17 protein-coding genes are annotated in these 15,447 nt (G+C 61.8%); 14 read left to right on the plus strand and 3 right to left on the minus strand.

Annotation, left to right across the window (positions count from 1 at the left end; translation table 11 throughout):
* Window positions 1-22: 22 nt before the first annotated feature.
* Both miaA and mutL read right to left on the minus strand, forming a co-directional pair.
* Complete coding sequence (gene miaA / locus AWB69_RS02115) at window positions 23-961, minus strand: tRNA (adenosine(37)-N6)-dimethylallyltransferase MiaA (protein ID WP_062081609.1); 939 nt, start codon at window positions 959-961, stop codon at window positions 23-25.
* Window positions 958-2,967 (minus strand): DNA mismatch repair endonuclease MutL, encoded by a 2,010-nt coding sequence (gene mutL / locus AWB69_RS02120; protein ID WP_062081611.1) that lies wholly within the window; start codon window positions 2,965-2,967, stop codon window positions 958-960. The genes miaA and mutL overlap by 4 nt, the downstream gene beginning before the upstream one ends.
* Before the next feature lie 266 nt (window positions 2,968-3,233).
* On the opposite strand from mutL, the gene AWB69_RS02125 reads away from it, so the two are divergent.
* The 6 genes from AWB69_RS02125 (at window position 3,234) to AWB69_RS02150 (ending at window position 6,754) form a co-directional block, all read left to right on the plus strand.
* Window positions 3,234-3,893, plus strand: coding sequence for a VTT domain-containing protein (locus AWB69_RS02125; protein WP_062081613.1), 660 nt, complete (start codon window positions 3,234-3,236; stop codon window positions 3,891-3,893).
* A 246-nt stretch (window positions 3,894-4,139) separates the two neighbouring features.
* Window positions 4,140-4,316, plus strand: a complete 177-nt coding sequence (locus AWB69_RS48550; RefSeq protein WP_197500152.1) for a hypothetical protein — start codon at window positions 4,140-4,142, stop codon at window positions 4,314-4,316.
* Between the two features lie 56 nt (window positions 4,317-4,372).
* Window positions 4,373-5,287, plus strand: a complete 915-nt coding sequence (locus AWB69_RS02135) for a peptidoglycan DD-metalloendopeptidase family protein (protein WP_082913230.1) — start codon at window positions 4,373-4,375, stop codon at window positions 5,285-5,287.
* Between the two features lie 47 nt (window positions 5,288-5,334).
* A complete protein-coding gene (bamE, locus tag AWB69_RS02140; RefSeq protein ID WP_062081956.1) occupies window positions 5,335-5,889 on the plus strand; it encodes an outer membrane protein assembly factor BamE domain-containing protein in 555 nt (184 codons plus the stop codon).
* 35 nt (window positions 5,890-5,924) lie between these two features.
* Window positions 5,925-6,335: a hypothetical protein gene (locus tag AWB69_RS02145; RefSeq protein ID WP_062081617.1), complete on the plus strand. Its 411-nt coding sequence runs from the start codon at window positions 5,925-5,927 to the stop codon at window positions 6,333-6,335.
* A 92-nt stretch (window positions 6,336-6,427) separates the two neighbouring features.
* Entirely contained in the window at window positions 6,428-6,754 is a 327-nt protein-coding gene (locus AWB69_RS02150; protein ID WP_062081620.1) for a DUF4148 domain-containing protein, read from the plus strand.
* Window positions 6,755-6,813: 59 nt separating this feature from the next.
* On the opposite strand, the gene AWB69_RS02155 is transcribed toward AWB69_RS02150, so the two are convergent.
* Window positions 6,814-7,212 carry a DUF3293 domain-containing protein gene (locus AWB69_RS02155; RefSeq protein WP_062081959.1) on the minus strand — a complete coding sequence of 133 codons (399 nt, stop codon included), beginning with the start codon at window positions 7,210-7,212 and terminating at the stop codon, window positions 6,814-6,816.
* Window positions 7,213-7,512: 300 nt separating this feature from the next.
* On the opposite strand from AWB69_RS02155, the gene aceB reads away from it, so the two are divergent.
* From aceB to AWB69_RS48555, 8 genes are all read left to right on the plus strand, one after another.
* Window positions 7,513-9,990 carry a malate synthase A gene (aceB, locus tag AWB69_RS02160; RefSeq protein ID WP_063977734.1) on the plus strand — a complete coding sequence of 826 codons (2,478 nt, stop codon included), beginning with the start codon at window positions 7,513-7,515 and terminating at the stop codon, window positions 9,988-9,990.
* Between the two features lie 34 nt (window positions 9,991-10,024).
* Window positions 10,025-10,288 (plus strand): MoaD/ThiS family protein, encoded by a 264-nt coding sequence (locus tag AWB69_RS02165; RefSeq protein ID WP_062081623.1) that lies wholly within the window; start codon window positions 10,025-10,027, stop codon window positions 10,286-10,288.
* A gap of 64 nt (window positions 10,289-10,352) precedes the next feature.
* The gene (locus AWB69_RS02170; RefSeq protein ID WP_062081625.1) at window positions 10,353-10,592 is read left to right on the plus strand and encodes an acyl carrier protein; all 240 of its coding nucleotides are present in this window, start codon (window positions 10,353-10,355) and stop codon (window positions 10,590-10,592) included.
* A 13-nt stretch (window positions 10,593-10,605) separates the two neighbouring features.
* The gene (locus AWB69_RS02175) at window positions 10,606-11,664 is read left to right on the plus strand and encodes a LuxE/PaaK family acyltransferase (RefSeq protein ID WP_062081627.1); all 1,059 of its coding nucleotides are present in this window, start codon (window positions 10,606-10,608) and stop codon (window positions 11,662-11,664) included.
* Complete coding sequence (gene fabI, locus AWB69_RS02180) at window positions 11,661-12,428, plus strand: enoyl-ACP reductase FabI (RefSeq protein ID WP_062081630.1); 768 nt, start codon at window positions 11,661-11,663, stop codon at window positions 12,426-12,428. The genes AWB69_RS02175 and fabI overlap by 4 nt, the downstream gene beginning before the upstream one ends.
* Before the next feature lie 24 nt (window positions 12,429-12,452).
* On the plus strand, window positions 12,453-13,205 hold the full coding sequence (locus AWB69_RS02185) for an SDR family NAD(P)-dependent oxidoreductase (RefSeq protein ID WP_062081634.1): 753 nt from the start codon (window positions 12,453-12,455) through the stop codon (window positions 13,203-13,205).
* A gap of 139 nt (window positions 13,206-13,344) precedes the next feature.
* Window positions 13,345-14,628 (plus strand): AMP-binding protein, encoded by a 1,284-nt coding sequence (locus AWB69_RS02190; RefSeq protein ID WP_197500153.1) that lies wholly within the window; start codon window positions 13,345-13,347, stop codon window positions 14,626-14,628.
* On the plus strand, window positions 14,625-15,173 hold the full coding sequence (locus AWB69_RS48555; protein ID WP_197500154.1) for an acyl-CoA reductase: 549 nt from the start codon (window positions 14,625-14,627) through the stop codon (window positions 15,171-15,173). Before AWB69_RS02190 ends, AWB69_RS48555 begins: the two co-directional genes overlap by 4 nt.
* Window positions 15,174-15,447: the final 274 nt, after the last annotated feature.

Raw genomic sequence — 15,447 nt, forward strand, 5'->3', positions numbered from 1 at the left:
CGGGGCCCGGGACAGAAGGGCCTTATCCCTCGATGATTTGCTGAATCCGCTCCAGCGCCGCAACGGTAGAGCCCTCTACGGCGCAATCCACGATCTTCCGATCCTCGATGCTTCTCAGCCACGTCAGTTGGCGTTTACACAACTGACGCGTCGCGAACACGCCTTTATCGCGCATGGTCGCGTAGTCGATTTTCCGGTCGAGGTATTCCCAGACCTGGCGGTATCCGACACAGCGCATCGATGGCATTGCCGGCGTTAAATCGCCACGTGCGCGCAATGCCTCGACTTCTTCTATCAGGCCTGCCTTCAGCATCTCGTCAAAGCGCTTTTCGATTCGCTTATGCAGCACGCTTCTATCCGATGGCTCCAACGCGATCGGAACAAATTCAGGGTCACCCTCCCGGCTCCTTTTCGGGTCTTTTAATATCGCGGATAGGGTTCTGCCCGTCAGCATATGAACCTCCAACGCACGCTGGATCCGCTGCGAATCGTTGGGCGCGAGCCGTGCTGCGGTTTCCGGATCGATAGCCATTAGTCGCGCGTGCATTGCGGGCCAACCATCTCGTGCTGCTTCCGCGTCAAGTTCAGCGCGCATTTGCGGATTCGCCTCCGGCAAATCGTTTAATCCACGCGTCAATGCCATGTAATACAACATCGTGCCGCCGATCAGTAGCGGGATGCGTCCGCGCGCTTCAATCTCTGCCACCAGCTTCAACGCATCATTCCGAAACTGCGCCGCCGAATATGCTTCGGTCGGGTCAATGATGTCGATCAGATGATGCGCCGCCACCGCGCGTTCCTCTGCCGTGGGTTTCGCCGTGCCTATATCCATGCCGCGATAAACCAGCGCCGAATCCACGCTGATGATTTCCACCGGCCGGCGTTGAGCGAACGCGAGCGCCGCGGCGGTCTTTCCGGATGCCGTCGGTCCCAGCAAACAGGCAATACGCCGCGCGCTCATTGACCGCGCATGAAGAGTCGGTCGAGATCGCCGAGCGTCAGCTGGAACCAGGTCGGACGGCCATGGTTGCACTGGTCGCCACGCTCGGTGGCTTCCATCTGGCGCAGCAATCCGTTCATTTCGTCCAGCGTCAGACGCCGGTTTGCCCGTACCGCGTGATGGCATGCCAGCGTGCCCAGCAATTCATGCTGGCGCTCGGTCAGGACCCGTGAGCCGCCGTAAGCCTGCAAATCCGAAATCACCGCACGCGCCAAAGATTGCAAATCGGCATCTTTCAGCAGCGCAGGGACCGCACGGATAGCGATCGAACCCGGCGACAGAATCGCCAGATCGAAGCCCAGCGCGTCCAGTACTTCACGCTCTTCCTCGACCACACCCATTTCCACGGCATCGACGGTCATTGTCACCGGAATCAGCAACGGCTGAACCGCGATCGCCCGGTCAGCGAGCGAGTTCTTGAACTGCTCGTAAAGGATCCGCTCGTGGGCCGCGTGCATGTCGACGATGATCAGCCCCTGCGCGTTCTGCGCCAGCACGTAGATGCCGTGAATCTGGCCCAGCGCGAAGCCCAATGGCTGCTCACTGGCCCCTATGTCCGGAGCACCCGGCATCGCGGCGTAGAGCGGCGCGCTGGCCTGGTTCGGTGAGTAAGCGTCTGAACTCACGCTCGCGGCGAGCGTCGTGCCCTGGGGCGTGCCGGCGTTCAGATCGCGGCGGCCGAACAACGCGTCGTACAGCGCCAGCGGTTGCGCGACCGGCAAGTTGCCCTGCGTCATCCTCGATTGCCGCAGCCAGTTCGTGCCGGTGTCGTTTCTCTGCCCCGAACCTGGCGTGGAATCGGTCAGCGAACTTGTGCCCATACCCGCCAAACCCGCGCCCGCGTAAGGCCGTGCGCTAAACGATGCGATTCCTGTTGGCTCCAATTGCGCGGCGTGGCCGCCAGCCGTCGTTTCCGGCGATGCTCCCGCATTACGCGCCAACGCCCGCTGCACGGCGTGGAACACATACTGGTGGATCGAGCGCGAATCGCGAAAACGCACTTCGATCTTCGATGGATGCACGTTCACATCGACGGATTCCGGCGGCAAATCCAGGAACAGCACGTACGAGGGATACCGGTTGCCGTGCAGAACGTCCTCGTAAGCCGCGCGCACGGCGTGCGTCAGCAGCTTGTCGCGCACAAAGCGGCCGTTCACGAAGAAGTATTGCTGGTCGGCGCGGCCGCGGCTCGCGGTCGGCAAGCCGGCGCAGCCGTACACGGCCAGTGGTCCGGCGCGTTCGTCGAGCGGCAGGTGCGCGGTGGCGAAGACGTCGCCGAGAATTTTTGCCACGCGCGTGGACGGGTCCGACGCGTTCCAGTGCTCGACGGCCTTGCCGTTATGAATCACCGATATCGCAATGTCCGGCCGCGCCAGTGCCACCCGCCGGATCACTTCCAGGCAATGCCCGAGTTCGGTCTGCTCGCTCTTCAGGAATTTCCGGCGTGCGGGCGTGTTGAAGTACAGCTCGCGCACTTCCATGGTCGTACCGATAGTTCCGGCCGCGGGCGAGATCGCACCGGTCTGGGCGTCGATGCGCGTGGCATGCGCACAGGCCGCCGTCCGGCTGGTGATGAAAAGCTCCGCCACCGATGCAATCGACGCCAGCGCTTCCCCGCGGAACCCAAGCGACGCCACGGCTTCGAGCTCGGCAAGCGAGCGGATCTTGCTGGTGGCGTGGCGCAACAAGGCCAGAGGGAGTTCGGCGGGCGGAATGCCGCAGCCGTCGTCGACGATCATGATGCGCTTCACGCCGCCTTCGTCTAGCGTGATTCGCAAGCTCGACGCGCCCGCGTCCAGCGCGTTTTCGAGCAATTCCTTCACCACGGACGCCGGCCGTTCGACCACCTCGCCCGCCGCGATCTGGCTGATCAGCTGGTCGGGCAGGGGTTGAATGGCGCGCAGCGGACGCGCGGCGGGGGCGGGCGAATCGGAAATCGCGTCGGATGAGTCGATGAGATCGGGCATGCCGAATTATAAAGCTTCGCGCCGGTGAACGATTTCGTCGCCGTTCGGTCTCCCAGTACGCGATTGCCGTGGTGCCGTCTTGTGCGGTCCAGCGCGCCAATAAGTGCCAAAAACCGGTTAATGAATATCCGCTTCGGGAATTTTCCCGCGTCGAGTTCGGTATCATGGCGCGACTGTTTTTATCGCAACGTTTGCAACGGTATGCCCGTGCATGCACGCTGCCGTGCGCTAAGTTTCCGCTAATTCAATCCTGATCGAGGCCCCTTTTGGATACGCTGCTGTCATTCCTGACTCTTATTCTTCACATAGACAAATCGCTCGGGTATTTCATCCAGCATTACGGTGCATGGGTGTACGCGGTGTTGTTCCTGATCGTGTTCTGTGAAACCGGGCTCGTGGTGTTTCCATTCTTGCCAGGCGATTCGCTGCTCTTCATTGGCGGCGCGTTCGCGGCAAGCGGCTCGATGGATCTCGGCGCGTTGATCGTGCTGCTGCTGATCGCCGCCATACTTGGGAATACGGTGAATTACTGGATTGGCCGCGCGATCGGCCCCAAGGTATTCGATACCCACATTCCCGTGCTCGAACGTTTCCTCGATCGCGAAGCGCTGCGCAAGACGCAAGGTTTCTACGAGCGCCACGGCGGCAAGACCATCGTGCTCGCGCGCTTCGTGCCTATCGTGCGGACGTTTGCGCCATTTGTTGCGGGCGCATCGGCGATGAAGGCATCGCGTTTTCAATTGTTCAACATACTCGGCGCGCTGACCTGGGTATTGCTGCTCGTGCTGCTTGGTTATTTCTTCGGCAATATCCCGTTTATTCGCCAGTATCTGAACGTGATCGCGCTGGTTGGCGTGTGCGCGGCGATTGTGCCGATCGTGTTGGGCGCGTTGTGGAAAGTCATGCGGCGCAAAGCGGGCAGTTGAGTCGGGCAGTTGAGTCGCATTGATTGGTTCGACAGCGCTTTCGAAGCCGCCGGGGCGGTGCTTTGAAGGGGCGAGCATCACAGGCATGGTGGTGCGTCCGCCGGTGTCTTCGCCGCAAAAACGTAAAAGGTTAGAATGCCGAATCGTCGGATCGGCGTTTCGAATATCGAGATGAACGATTCCGATATTTCGTGAACAAACGTTAAATGTTTTATGCTGGCGAAGGTTGGCGAGGTGTCATGGTTGATGGTGGAACAAACACGAAGTGAAGCGGGAGCGGCGCGCAACTGGCGTCGTCTCAGGCTGGCGGTGGCGGTGCTGGGTGTGACGGCGCTGCTCGCCGGCTGCGGGATTTTTGGCTGCGGCGGCAGTGCAACGAACGGCGGGGCTTTCGGCGGGTGCGGGGCCGGCATGCGGTTCTGAGCGCCCACGCGCAGCCCGGAAATATCGATAACAGGAAGTCAGGGAAAACGGCAAGCATGGCGGTATCGCGTTCAGGTAATTCAGGATGGGCCGTCAACGGCCGGGTGGGCGTGCTGGGTGCGCTCGTTTCTATCGGCGTGGCTGTCTCGATCGCCGGTTGCTCGACGGCGCTTACGCCTGCGCCAATCGTCGACCAGTCGACGGGCGGCACGAGTTCGCCTGTGGTGATTCCCACTACGCCACCGAATGCCGGGCCTACCGGGCCGGTCGCCGTTGCGCCGCCGGTGCAGGCGGACGCCGGGCCGGGGTTTTATCGCGTGAAGCCGGGCGATACGCTTTACGGCATCGCGCGTGCGCAGAAGCAGCGCCCATCCGATCTCATCAAGTGGAACAACCTGCCCGAGAGCAAGCAGGTCAACATTGACCAGTTGCTGCGGGTTGCGCCGCCTGGCAGTACACCTTCGGCCAGCACCGATGACTGGAGCAAACAGGCTTCGTCGGCGGCCGGATCGAAGTCGGCGCCACCGATCATCGGCGCGCCGCCGGCTACGGCGAACAACAACCCCGCCCCCGATACCAGCACGCCCGCGATCAATTCGAAGGGCGCGTGGCTTGCGTGGCCGGCACAAGGCGACGTGATCACGAAGTTTGGCGAGGGCGGCAGCAAGGGTATCGATATTGGCGGCAAGCTCGGCGAGCCGGTGAAAGCCGCGGCCGCCGGACGCGTGGTTTATGCGGGCAGCGGCTTGCGGGCCTACGGGCAGATGATCATCGTCAAGCACAGCAACGACTTCCTCACGGCCTACGCGCACAACAGCAAGCTGCTGGTGAAGGAAGGCGACACCGTGCGCCAGGGTGCGCCAATCGCGGAAATGGGGACGGGGCCGAACAACAAGCCGCTGCTGCATTTCGAATTGCGCAAGTCCGGTCAGGCGGTCGATCCGGTTCCGTCACTCAAGAAGGCGGGATGACGAACAGCGCGCGTGCAACAGTGAGGGCTGCGGACATGCATCGACCGATGAAGCGACTCATGCTCGTGGCTGCGTGCATAGCTGCCGTGTCACTCACTGGCTGCAACGACCAGCAAAACGCGGACGCCATGAACAAGTTGAAAGCGTTTTTCAATGCCGTCAAACCGGACGCGTTGCTGCTGAAGGACCTGACTCCAGGCGTCACGACCGAGGCGCAGATCCGCGACCAGATGGGCGAGCCGGAGACGGTGCGCACCTATACCGACGGTTCGAAGCGTCTCGAGTATCCGCGCGGTCCGGCGGGGACGAACACCTATTTCGTCGATATCGATGCGAACGGCAAGTTCGTCGCCGTCACGCAGGTCCTGACGGCGGAAAACATCGCCAAGGTACGGCCGGGCATGACGCAGGACGAGGTTCGCAGGCTGCTGGGCAAGCCCACCACCATTGCCGAATATCCGCTGAAGAAGGAGCGCGTGTGGAGCTGGCACTGGGAAGAGGGCGGTGTGACCCGCGACGCCATGTTCAACGCGCATTTCGGCCCAGATGGCATTGTGACGACCACCTCGCGATCGGAAGCATTAGGTGGCGGCAAGCATTGAGCGGGAGTAGAGGGGCACGGGGCATAGCTAATTCGATGCACGATCAAAAATCAAAACACGCGCATGAGCGCGAGGCACTGATGGCGCTGGCGGCGCGTCATCGCGCAGAGCGGGCGAGGGCGTTGGAAGCGGACGGTGCGCTCTGGCAATGCGGACGAGGCCATGCCTGGGACGACGGCGTCAGTGCGGCGCAAAACGTGCGCTGCATGAACTGCGTGGCGCAACGCCGTGAGCAGCATACCGAACGATTGAAAGCACTCGCGCGAGAGCGCGGCGGACGGTTGATATCGCCGTCTTACGTCGATGCCGCCACACCCCTGCAATGGGAATGCGCGTTCGGACATGCCTGGGCTGCACCACCGGACGCCGTGATGCGTCGCTGGTGCGCGGAGTGCTTGCGCCGAGGCGTGTATGACTCAACGTATGCTCTGAAGACCTTATCGTAGCCACGCGCAAATTATTTTCGATTCGTCCGGAATAGACGGGAAAAAAATGGGTTCGCCCTAGTACCAACCCGTTAAACACCTTGGAGTCGAAAATGAAAAAGATTGCCCTGTTCGTGATGTCCGCTGCCGTCCTTGCATCGTCGAGCGTATTTGCCCAGGCTCAAGGCCTGACCCGTGCGGAAGTCCGCCAGCAACTCGTTGAAGCGCAGCAAGACGGTTCACAATTGGTTAGCAATGCTTCTTATCCCGATGTCGCGCGTATTTATACGAATCAGGTCGCGCAGACGAGGCAGGGCACTTCGGCATACGGTGGCGTGACCGCAGGGTCGAGCGTGAGTTCGGCGCGTGTCGCGAACGGCAGCGGCCACGAAGCCTGTGTCGGACCGGTTAGCTTCTGCAACATCTATGCAGGTTCGTGATGGCTGCACGGACGGCTCGTTCATGCCCGGTATGAGTCGCGAGTCGTCCCTTTCGTGATTTATCGCAGAAGGATCAATTGAGGCACGGCGTTCGCGCCGCACCAGACAATCGCGTTTTGCGCATGCCGCGCGCCGAGTTGTTTCGCCACGTCCAGCGGTAAGCCGAGGATCAGGAAACTCGGTTCACCCGGCCATTGACCCGACGGATGCTCGCCTATCCCTTCGATAAACCTCAAGCCCTCGCCAAGGAGTTCATCTGCCAGCGCGGCTTGCCGGCGCGTATTGGCATCTGCATCGGTCAACGTGCTGAACGGATTCGCAGCGGTCACAAACGCGCTGCAGTCGACGGCATAAGCCCGATGAAGTTCGGCGAGCGCAGGATTAGCGATGCCTATATGCAACGTCGCAGGGGTATCTCCCAGGACGCGATAGTGCGTTTCCTCATAAGCCCGGAGCATGTCCGGGTCGATGGCGGAATTGAGTTGCACGTTATCTCCTTTCGCGAGCACGAAATCCCGGCTAAGTGCGTTCCGAAGAAATCCTATCAGAATGGAAACGTGCACCGTTGTTGTCGTGCCGGTATCGGGGTTGGCCGAGAATGAAATCCCGAGCTCGCGCATTGTGCGGAAATCGGCAACGCGATGTTTCCTTTTCGTGGTTGAACAAATCCGCTATAGCGTCGATATTTAATGCCAACCGCCGCACGCTGAGCCAGCCGGCCGGGAACACACAAACACTTTGTGGAGTTCAGGTTGGCCATGACAACTCGCGCGAACAGCTGTGTCATCGAAAGCGATGCGGTCGCATCATTCCCGGACATACTGTCCACCGAAGCGGTGGATTTCATCGCGGCGCTGCATCGCGAATTCGAGCAATCGCGTCAGCACGTTCTGCACTATCGCAAGGAGCGATCCGACCATCGGCTGCATGGAGGCAGCTTCGAATTCCTATCGAGCACCGCGGGCATACGCAACGATCCGGACTGGCGCGTGCGCGTAGCCCCCGACGATCTGATCGACCGGCGCGTGGAGATCGCAGGTCCGGCGGAGAACCGGAAGATCGTCATCAATGCGCTCAACGCTCATGCTCAGGTGTGGGTGGCCGATCTGGAAGACGCGATGTCACCCACCTGGCACAACGCTTTAGCGAGCCAGCGCAACCTGATGGATGCGGTCAAAGGGGACATTGCCTACCTTGATCCGAGCGGCAAGCAATACAGGCTCGAAGGCAGCACGACGGCGATCGTGGTCAGGCCACGCGGCTGGCATTTGTCCGAGCAGCATGTGCTTGTTGATGGACGCGCCGTATCGGCTAGTCTGGTCGATTTCGGCCTGTATTTCTTTCATTGTGCCCGCAGGCAAATCGAGCGCGGCAGCGGCCCCTATTTCTATTTGCCCAAGCTGGAGAACCACGTCGATGCGCAGCTCTGGAACAACGTATTCGAATTCGCGCAGGACTGGGTTGGCATCCCACGGGGCAGCATCCGGGCGACAGTGCTTATCGAGCACATTGGCGCTGCTTTCGAAATGGACGAGATACTGCATGCTCTCGGCCCTCACGCCGCTGGACTGACGGCTGGACGCTGGGATTATCTGTTCAGTATTGCGAAGGAGTTTAGGCGCCGAGCGGACTTCGTCTTTCCAGACCGTGCGGAACTGACGATGGGGCTGCCGTTCATGCGCGCCTATACCGAGTTGCTGATCCGTACCTGCCATCGACGCGGCACGCACGCCCTGGGCGGCGTCGCTACGCAGATTCCGGACCGGCACGACATGCAAGCTCGAAACCGTGCGGTCGAGGCCGTGCGCCGCGACAAGGAGCGCGAGGCTGTCGAGGGTTTCGACGGCACCTGGGTGGTTCACCCCGACCTGGTCCCGGTGTGTCACGCCGCCTTTGACCGGGTACTTTGCGGGCGAGCGCATCAGATCAGCCGCTTGCACGGCAAGGTCGAGACAACGGCAGCGGACCTGATGGCCGCCGATCGTCTTGATGGTCAAATCACCGAACACGGCTTGCGGTCCAACATCGCGGTGTCGATCCGCTACCTGGAAGCGTGGTTGCGCGGTCATGGATCGGTCAGGCTGTTCGGCCTGATGGAAGGCACAGCGACTGTCGAGATTGCCCGTTCGCAGATCTGGCAGTGGTTGCACCACGGCGTGCATTTGCATGATGGCCGCAGGGTGACGCGCGAACTGGTGCGCGCCATGGTCGCCGACGAGATAGATCGATATCGCGCAGAATCAACGCAAACGCAGACCGGACACGACATTGAACGGGCCAGGGCTTTGTTTGAAGAAGTGGCCATGAACGAGGACTTTCCTGAATTCCTGACCATCCCGGGTTATGTGCTGTTATGTCCACCGCACGTGCTTGATACGGACCCCGCCCAATCGACATCGGCCAGGGAAACCGTGTTGGCGCTCCCATGCAGCAGCGGCATGTTCACGCATTTGCAGCTTAAGCCACGCGTTGTGTTTTCCTTTGGTTTCATGGGCTGGTCAGCGTGGTTGATCGAACACGCCGTCTCGCATGCGGCGTTGATCCGGGACCATGCGACCGGGTTCGTTCCCATCGGTCTCGAGATTGCTTATCTGCATCCATCGACGTTCTTCGATTGCGAGTCGCTGAGCATCACCACGCGGATCAGGACCTGGAACCCGAAACGATTCCATACCCTGCAGGACGTGGAGGTGCGGCTTGCGAACGAACATGGTGTGTCGGTCGCTCGCGTGTTCATGCAGGAGGTGTGCGTTCGGATCCAGTCGATTGAAACACTTGCGGCAGCGCCGGGACGGGTGGCCGGAGATCTCGCGAAGCTGTTGCTCGACTGTCCCGACGATATCGACGAGCGCCCCGTGCTGCTCAATCGCGGCGTCAAACGAGTGCCGGAGAACGCCGAAGCCATTGCTGAGTACCGGCATGAGTTCGTTGTCCATCGTCACGGATGCGAAGTGGCCGATCAATGGTATTCCGAGCATGTATGCGATTACATCGGCGATAGCCGCGAGGCCATGGTGTTCCTGCTACTGGACAAACATCCGGAACTGCTCGCGGGTCTCGCTCAGCGTATAGAGCGTTTGAGTATCGGTTTGCGCCGGCCCTTCATGCTTTTCGACCGAGGCCAGGTCGTGACCACGGCTTATCGCGTGGGCGCCGAAATTCATTTCGTCCATCAGTTGCTTACCGCATCCGGTGCCGACGCCGGTGATGCGGCCGAAGTGTTCCTGTCGCCGTGACATCGACGTGCATCGACGCCAAAAGAGGTTGACCATGACGTTCCTGTTCTCCGGTTCCCTGCTCCGGTATGTCGGTTATCGGCGGCAGATTATTTATGAAGCAAGCACGATCGACGCGGCCTTGCGCGTGTTGTTCGCCGAGTATCCGGAACTTGAAGGATTGCTAATGAATCCGGATAAGACGCTGAAACGTACGATGCGTCTCGCGATCAACAACGAAGTGATTCACAGCGATCTGACCCGGCCGCTCTCGGCAGGCGATTCGGTCGAGATCATGACCGCTATCTCCGGCGGTTAACCCACTGACTCGCGACTGACTCGCAAGCCTGCCGCAGCCACGGCCAACGAAAGGAGAATGCTCAATGTCCCTCGATACCCGGCTTCGCTCGGTATTCAACACGGTGCTGGAACTGGACAAGACGCTGCCCGATTCGGCACTGCGTTATCAAGAGACGCCAGGCTGGGATTCGCTCGGCGCGGTGTTGCTGATCTCGTCCATCGAAGAGGAGTTCAAGGTTGAGATCAATACCGGTCAGGCGTTGAACATGGATACGTTCAGCGGCGCGGCGCAGTTGCTCCGCGAGCTCGGGGTGCGGGATTGAGCGGGCAATCGTCATGAACGGTTCGCCGACAAGCCAGAGCGCGCGCGAGTCCGCGCTGTTGCCGCAGATGGTCGAACTGATCGAGCATCATCGGCGCGCGTGTCCTGCGTACGCTCGTGTGCTCGATGCAATCGGTCACTCGTCAGGCCGCCGCTATGCGCAAACCCGGGAACTGCCGTGGCTGCCTGTGCGCCTTTTCAAGGAGCACGCGCTGATCAGCACCGGCCGCGAACAAGTGGCGGTGCTGACGTCGTCCGGTACGACCGGTGCGAACGTCAGCCGGATCGCGCTGGACCGTGACGCCGCTGAGCATCAGCGAGGTTTGCTCACTGCGACGCTGGCAACGGTGCTCGGTCCCCGACGTCTGCCGTTGCTCATTGTCGACTCGCCGTCGGCGGTGCGCCGCGAACGCTCGACCATACGCGGAGCGACCGTGCTCGGCGTGATGAACGTCGGTCGCGAGCATGCCTTTGCGCTGGATGACGAGCAGGGCATCGACGCCACCGCCGTCGAGAATTTTCTGCAACGCCACGGCCACGCAACGTTCCTGATCTTCGGCTTCACGTCTCTCGTCTGGACACGGTTCCATGCATTCGCACGATCACGCGGATTCGATCTGGCCAACGCGGTCCTGTTGCACACAGGCGGCTGGAAGAAGCTCGCTGACCTGGCGGTATCGCCGCGAGAATTCCGCGCGAGCTTTCTCGAAGCAACCGGCCTTCGACGATGCCACAACTTCTACGGAATGGTCGAGCAGGGCGGCACGATCCATATTGAATCGGCATCGGGCGACGGCTTTTATTGCCCCGATTTCGCCGATGTCATCATCCGTGATCCGCAGACCTGGGAGGAGGCCCCGGTCGGCGCGGAAGGGGTTATCGAAGTGTTGAGCGCCGCGCCGCGTGCGCATCCGGGGCATGTGTTGCTGACCGAAGACCGGGGCGTGGTGCATGGCATCGACGATGGTGAGTGGCCGGGCAAACGCTTCTCCGTGCTCGGCAGGCTCGCGCGCGCCGAACCTCGGGGATGCGCGGACACACTGCCCGAAACCGCCTACGGAGCGCAATCATGAATGGTTTGCTCGAAGGGCGGTGTTTGCTTATCACCGGCGTCATCAACCATGCATCGATCGCATTTGCGGTCGCAAAGCTCGCTCAGGAGCAGGGCGCGGAGATCGTGCTCACTGGCCACGGCCGGCTGCACATGGTCGAGGACGCGGCTAGCCGCTTGCCGCGCCCGCCGCCGGTTGTCGAACTCGATGTCACGCAAAACGAACAACTCGCCACGCTGGCCGAGCGCCTGCGGGTTCATGTGCCGCGGCTGGACGGTGTGCTGCACTCGATCGCGTTTGCGCCGCGTGGGGCCGTTAGCGGGGAGTTCCTGGCGACGAGCTGGGCCGATGTATCGACGACCTTGCAGGTATCGGCGTATTCGCTGCAGGCGCTGACCAACGCGGTGCTGCCATTGATGGACGCAGGAGGGTCGATCGTGGGCCTGGATTTCGATGCCTCCATGACATGGCCCGCCTACGACTGGATGGGCGTCGCCAAGGCGGCACTGGAATCGAGCGCGCGTTACCTCTCTCGCGATCTGGGCGCGCGCGGGATACGCGTCAATCTGGTCGCGGCAGGTCCTTTGCGTACCGCCGCCTCTCACGGCGAGCCGCGTTTCACCGATATCGCTGCCGCCTGGCGAGCCCGCGCGCCACTCGGCTGGAATCCCTCCGACGCCAGCGGCGTCGCCCGCACGTGCGTGGCGTTGCTGTCGGACTGGCTCCCTGCCACCACCGGCGAAATCGTGCATGCCGATGGTGGTTTCCACACGATAGGAATCTGACATGGCGCGGTTCCGGGGGTATCGATGAATACGGCGAGTTTCAGCAATCGTATTGCCGTGGTGATCGGCGGCACGCGTGGCATTGGTCAGGCGAGTGCGCGGCTGCTGGCCGCGGCGGGAGCGACCGTGATACTCACCGGCACCGATCAGGCGAAAGCCGAACGCGAGGCGCAGCAGCTTGCTGCCGAGTACGGTGTGAGCGCAACGGGGCGGGAACTGGATCTAAGCGACTACGCGTCGATCAGCGTGACCATCAAGTCGATTGCCGCCGAGCACGGCGCGATCGACGCGCTGGTGCTCAGCGCGGGTCTCATGCAGAGCACGCCGCTCGGAATGACCCCGGAGCCGGTTGCACGCCATCTGCTCGACGTCAATCTGCTGGGTGCTATCGAAGTGCTGCAGGCGAGCGCGAAAGTGATGATGCGGCGGCGTCGCGGCGCGATTGTCTTGCTCGCATCCATAGCGGGCGAGCGCGGTGCGCCGGGCCAGGCGGTCTACGCGGCGACCAAGGCCGGCATTGCAGCGCTGGCGCGCTCGGCGGCCAAGGAACTGGGACCACTCGGCATTCGGGTGAATGCGGTGGCGCCCGGTTTGATCGATACCGATCTGCTGGCGAATCTCCCCAACGATGTCATCGCCACGCGTCGCGCCCAGACGGCGTTGCGCAGGCTTGGCACAGCGACTGAGGTGGCGACGACAATCCGCTTCCTGCTCAGCGACGAAGCGTCTTTTATCACCGGGCAAGTGCTGGGCGTAGATGGAGGCCTGATCTTATGAACACATTCGGCGTCAATGCTTGCCTGATCGATGCGGCCAGCGGCCTGAGCTTGCGCGGGCGCGAGTTCGCCGCGCGAATTCACGCGATGGAAGACGAACTGCATGCGCTGCCGCCCGGCCTGCTCTTTTTACCCGCGCCATGCCATGGACCGTCGATACCGTGTGCCGCTATCTCGCCGCGTTTCGCCAGGGCCGGGCGCTCGCGTTGCTTGATCCGGGCATGGAGCCGGACACGCTGACGGAACTGATTGCGCGATTCGAACCGGCGGGCCTGTGGCAGCCTGGAATCGAAACGCCTGCGCCCGAGGGTTATCGCCATGTCGCGCATGGGTGGATCAGGCAGGCGAGCGCGGTGGCCGTGCATCCCGATGTGGCCTTGCTGCTGACCACCTCCGGCTCGACCGGCGCGGCCCGCATGGTGCGCCTGTCACGGCAGGGTGTACTCGCCAACGCCGCTGCGATCGTGCGAGCGCTGGACATCACCGGCGCGGAAATCGCACCGGCCAGTCTGCCGTTCTACCTGGGCTACGGCTTGTCGGTGCTCAACAGCCATCTGCTGGCGGGCGCTACTGTGGTGGTGAATGCGTATCCGGTGATCGGCCCGGATTTCTGGGCATGTGTCGACCACTACGGAGCGACTTCCTTCGCTGCGGTGTCGCATACCTATGAGCTGCTCGCGCGTTTGCGATGGACACCGTCGGCACATCCCGGCCTGCGCACGATGACACAATCCGGCAGTCGCATGCGGCCTGAACTGATTGCACAACTTGTCCGTGGCATCGGCCGGTCGGAAGGACGTTTCTATCTCATGTACGGGCAAACGGAAGCAACGGCCCGGATGGCGGTTCTGCCGGCGCACCGCATTGGCGAGAAGTGCGGTTCGGTCGGCGTGGCCGTGCCGGGCTCAGCGTTGTCTATTCGTATTGAATCCGGTGAGGAGACCCGTGAGCCGGACGTCGTCGGTGAAGTTATCTTCCGCGGACCAGGCGTCATGATGGGTTACGCCGATACCGCCGCCGATCTCGCCCGTGGCGACGATTCCCGCGGCGTGCTGCACACAGGGGATATCGGGCGCTTCGACCAGGAGGGGTATCTCTATCTCGAGGGCCGTCTCAAGCGGATTGCCAAGCTATTCGGACAACGTATCAACCTGGATGCAGTCGAACGCGTGGCTATTGAAGCGGGTGCTGAAGGCGTGACGATCGCGGTTTCGCGCAACGACGAAGCGATCGTGTTGTGGTGCGAAGGCGAGGCCGAAGCGGCGCGGCTGGAACTTATTTCGCGCAGCGTCGCGGAACGACTCGGCGTGAACCGGCATGGTGTTGTTGCACGCGCAATCGATAAATTGCCGCTGCTGCGCAACGGCAAGATCGATTACCGGGCGCTGGTTCGTGCGGCCATTGAAGACAAGGCACCGACATGATCCGGCCGCTGTTCCCGATGGGCGCGCCGCTTGAAGCATCGGCGTTGCTTGAGTCGATGCTTCAAGCGACGCGCGACCCAGAGTCCGGCCTGGCTCTGCAAGTCGGCGATGAACGCATGCTCGATTTCCTCGATGCAGTCGGCCAGCGCCTGCGTGTACCGGCGCTGGCACGACGCCATCCGGAACTGGGACCACTCGGCGCGTACCTTCGTCGCGGTCACCTTGGTTCGGAACTGGCGCGGCTTGATACCGGGGATCGCACGCTGCGTTTTCCTCAAGGGCTGGTTTTTCACATCGCGCCCGGCAATGCCGATACGGTGTTCGTCTACTCCTGGGCCTTGTCCGCGTTGGCCGGAAATCGCAATGTCGTGCGGGTATCGGATCGGGGTGGAGAAGCCACCGAGGCCGTGCTCGCCGCGTTGGCGCAGAGTCTGGATGAGGCCGATCCCGTGGTGGCGAAGACGCAGCGGATCGTGAGCTACGACCATCGTGACGAGGCTGCGACGTCGGCACTTTCGGCCGCCTGTGACTTGCGAGTGTTGTGAGGCGGCGATCGCGCCATTGACGATATCCGTCATTCACCGCTGCGGCCATCGGCGCGGGATCTCACGTTTGCGAACCGGTCTTCGTTTGCGGTGATCCGCGCGACGGCTTTTCTGCTGGCCGACGCGCCTCAGAGAAAACAGGCGGTAGATGCATTTCATTCGGATGCCTACTTATTTGGTCAGCAGCATGCGCGTCTCCCGGAACGATTTTCTGGATTGGCACGGAACCGGATGTAGCGGACGCGCAAGTTGCGTTCGCGGCATTGCTGGTCCA

This window comes from Caballeronia udeis (assembly GCF_001544555.2).
In the GTDB taxonomy this organism is placed as follows: Bacteria; Pseudomonadota; Gammaproteobacteria; order Burkholderiales; family Burkholderiaceae; genus Caballeronia; species Caballeronia udeis.